This is a genomic window from Vibrio sp. 1731, from assembly GCF_033339955.1.
GTDB lineage: Bacteria > Pseudomonadota > Gammaproteobacteria > Enterobacterales > Vibrionaceae > Vibrio > Vibrio alginolyticus.
Genome location: NZ_JAWOVO010000060.1, coordinates 1 through 2,953 on the forward strand (window position 1 = coordinate 1; position 2,953 = coordinate 2,953).

Consider the following 2,953-nt stretch of genomic DNA (forward strand, 5'->3'; position numbering starts at 1 on the left):
ACGCCGTGGGTCGATGTTTGATGTTATGGAGCAGCAACGATGTTACGCAGCAGGGCAGTCGCCCTAAAACAAAGTTAGGCCGCATGGACACAACGCAGGTCACATTGATACACAAAATTCTAGCTGCGGCAGATGAGCGAAATCTGCCGCTCTGGATCGGTGGGGGCTGGGCGATCGATGCACGGCTAGGGCGTGTAACACGCAAGCACGATGATATTGATCTGACGTTTCCCGGCGAGAGGCGCGGCGAGCTCGAGGCAATAGTTGAAATGCTCGGCGGGCGCGTCATGGAGGAGTTGGACTATGGATTCTTAGCGGAGATCGGGGATGAGTTACTTGACTGCGAACCTGCTTGGTGGGCAGACGAAGCGTATGAAATCGCGGAGGCTCCGCAGGGCTCGTGCCCAGAGGCGGCTGAGGGCGTCATCGCCGGGCGGCCAGTCCGTTGTAACAGCTGGGAGGCGATCATCTGGGATTACTTTTACTATGCCGATGAAGTACCACCAGTGGACTGGCCTACAAAGCACATAGAGTCCTACAGGCTCGCATGCACCTCACTCGGGGCGGAAAAGGTTGAGGTCTTGCGTGCCGCTTTCAGGTCGCGATATGCGGCCTAACAATTCGTCCAAGCCGACGCCGCTTCGCGGCGCGGCTTAACTCAGGTGTTACCGCAGCGAAATGGCCGGGCTGGTCAAGCGGTACGGTGACGACCTCAGCAAGTGCGACTTTATCGCGGCCATGAAGCTGGCCAGCAAGGGCCGGGAGCCGGACGAGATCGGCAAGGCCATGGCCGAGGCCAGCCCCGCCATCATGGAGCGCAAGACGGGCCATGAGGCCGATTACATCAAGCGTACGGTGCAGAAGGTGATGGAGCTGCCGCAGGTGCAGGAGGCCCGCGCCGAGCTGGCGAAGCAGGCCGAGAAACAGCAGTACCGAGGGCCGACATTAGGATAAAACACTTGCATTAGAGCTAATGCCTGTTATGGTGTTAGCTCTAATGCGGAGGAAATATGAAAGACCAACACGACAAGCGTACCGGCAACCTGCTGGCCACCCCCAACGCTATACGACAGGCCCGCTTTGCCGAGCAGCAGCGAGCCATGGGCCGCAAGGCCCGGAAGATATGGGCCACAGACGCAGAGGCCGAGGCGCTGCGGCTGTATCTGGAAGAACTCAGGGCGGCGCAGGGCGGGGGTAGTGACCCCGCCAGCGCCTAACCACCAACCGCCTACACAGGAGGCAAATCAATGGCTACCCATAAGCCTATCGACATTCTGGCGAGCTTCACAGAGCTACCGCCACCGATTGACTACGTACTGCCCAACATGGTGGCCGGCACCGTGGGGGCGCTGGTGTCCCCCGGTGGGGCCGGCAAGTCCATGCTGGCCCTGCAACTGGCCGCACAGATCGCAGGCGGCCCCGACCTGCTGGACGTGGGCGAGTTGCGCACCGGCCCGGTGATCTACCTGCCCGCCGAAGACCCGCCCACCGCCATACATCACCGCCTGCACGCATTGGGGGAACGCCTGACCGACGAGCAACGGCAAGCCGTGGCTGACGGTCTGCTAATCCAGCCGCTGATCGGCAGCCTACCCAACATCATGGCCCCGGAGTGGTTCGACGGCCTCAAGCGAGCCGCTGAGGGACGCCGCTTGATGGTGCTGGATACCTTGCGCCGGTTCCACATCGAGGAAGAGAACGCCAGCGGCCCCATGGCGCAAGTGATTGGCCGCATGGAGGCCATCGCCGCCGATACCGGGTGCTCTATCGTGTTCCTGCACCATGCCAGCAAGGGCGCGGCCATGATGGGCGCAGGCGACCAGCAGCAGGCCAGCCGGGGATCGTCCGTGCTGGTGGATAACATCCGCTGGCAATCGTACCTGTCCGGCATGACCACCGGTGAGGCCGAGGAATGGGGCGTAGACGACACGCAGCGGCCCTATTTCGTCCGCTTTGGAGTCAGCAAGGCCAACTATGGGGCACCGTTCAAAGACCGCTGGTTCAGGCGGCATGACGGCGGGGTACTCAAGCCCGCCGTGCTGGAAAAGCAGCACAAGAGCAAGGGGGTGCCTCGTGGCAAAGCCTAAGAACAAACACAGCCTCAGCCACGTCCGGCACGACCCGGCGCACTGTCTGGCCCCCGGCCTGTTCCGTGCCCTCAAGCGGGGCGAGCGCAAGCGCGGCAAGCTGGACGTGACGTATGACTACGGCGACGGCAAGCGGATCGAGTTCAGCGGCCCGGAGCCGCTGGGCGCTGATGATTTGCGCATCCTGCAGGGGCTGGTGGCCATGGCCGGGCCTAGTGGTCTGGTGCTAGAGCCAGAACCGGAGACCCCCGGCGGGCAGCAGCTCCGGCTGTTCCTGGAACCCAAATGGGAAGCCGTTACCGCTGACGCCATGGTGGTCAAGGGTAGCTATCGGGCGCTGGCTCGTGAAATAGGCTATGCCAATATCGAGGACTCAAAGCCCATCAGGGACTGCATTGAACGGCTTTGGAAGGTGTCCATCATCGCCCAGAATGGCCGCAAGCGGCAGGGCTTCCGGCTGCTTGCCGAGTACGCCAGCGACGAGGCAGACGGGCGCCTGTATGTGGCCCTGAACCCCTTGATCGCGCAGGCCGTCATGGGTGGCGGCCAGCATGTGCGCATCAGCATGGACGAGGTGCGGGCGCTGGACAGCGAAACCGCCCGCCTGCTGCACCAGCGGCTGTGTGGCTGGATCGACCCCGGCAAAACCGGCAAGGCTTCCATAGATACCTTGTGCGGCTATGTCTGGCCGTCAGAGGCCAGTGGTTCGACCATGCGCAAGCGCCGCCAGCGGGTGCGCGAGGCGCTGCCGGAGCTGATCGCGCTGGGCTGGACGGTGAACGAGTATGCGGCGGGGAAGTACGACATCGCACGGCCCAAGGCGGCAGGCTGACCCCTGCAATAACTGGCACGCCCGCGCCGGCACT

Annotated in this window: 5 protein-coding genes; all 5 read left to right on the forward strand. The window is 63.1% G+C overall.

Annotated features, from left to right (window positions below; all coding sequences use genetic code 11):
- Positions 1-83 precede the first annotated feature (83 nt).
- The 5 genes from aadB (at position 84) to repC (ending at position 2,919) form a co-directional block, all read left to right on the forward strand.
- On the forward strand, positions 84-617 hold the full coding sequence (aadB, locus tag R7035_RS25055; protein ID WP_000381802.1) for an aminoglycoside nucleotidyltransferase ANT(2'')-Ia: 534 nt from the start codon (positions 84-86) through the stop codon (positions 615-617).
- A 61-nt stretch (positions 618-678) separates the two neighbouring features.
- Positions 679-954 (forward strand): hypothetical protein, encoded by a 276-nt coding sequence (locus R7035_RS25060; protein WP_223847821.1) that lies wholly within the window; start codon positions 679-681, stop codon positions 952-954.
- 56 nt (positions 955-1,010) lie between these two features.
- Positions 1,011-1,217: a plasmid repression protein F gene (gene urfF, locus R7035_RS25065; RefSeq protein ID WP_112928753.1), complete on the forward strand. Its 207-nt coding sequence runs from the start codon at positions 1,011-1,013 to the stop codon at positions 1,215-1,217.
- A gap of 30 nt (positions 1,218-1,247) precedes the next feature.
- The gene (locus R7035_RS25070; RefSeq protein WP_169573183.1) at positions 1,248-2,087 is read left to right on the forward strand and encodes a helicase RepA family protein; all 840 of its coding nucleotides are present in this window, start codon (positions 1,248-1,250) and stop codon (positions 2,085-2,087) included.
- Positions 2,074-2,919 (forward strand): replication protein C, IncQ-type, encoded by an 846-nt coding sequence (gene repC / locus R7035_RS25075; RefSeq protein ID WP_318146315.1) that lies wholly within the window; start codon positions 2,074-2,076, stop codon positions 2,917-2,919. Before R7035_RS25070 ends, repC begins: the two co-directional genes overlap by 14 nt.
- Positions 2,920-2,953: the final 34 nt, after the last annotated feature.

What these genes read in the sequence shown, in the direction of transcription:
- R7035_RS25060 (WP_223847821.1), top strand. Translation starts at nt 679, where the DNA reads ATGGCCGGGCTGGTCAAGCGGTACGGTGACGACCTCAGCAAGTGCGAC.
- urfF (WP_112928753.1), top strand. Translation starts at nt 1,011, where the DNA reads ATGAAAGACCAACACGACAAGCGTACCGGCAACCTGCTGGCCACCCCC.
- aadB (WP_000381802.1), top strand. Translation starts at nt 84, where the DNA reads ATGGACACAACGCAGGTCACATTGATACACAAAATTCTAGCTGCGGCA.
- R7035_RS25070 (WP_169573183.1), top strand. Translation starts at nt 1,248, where the DNA reads ATGGCTACCCATAAGCCTATCGACATTCTGGCGAGCTTCACAGAGCTA.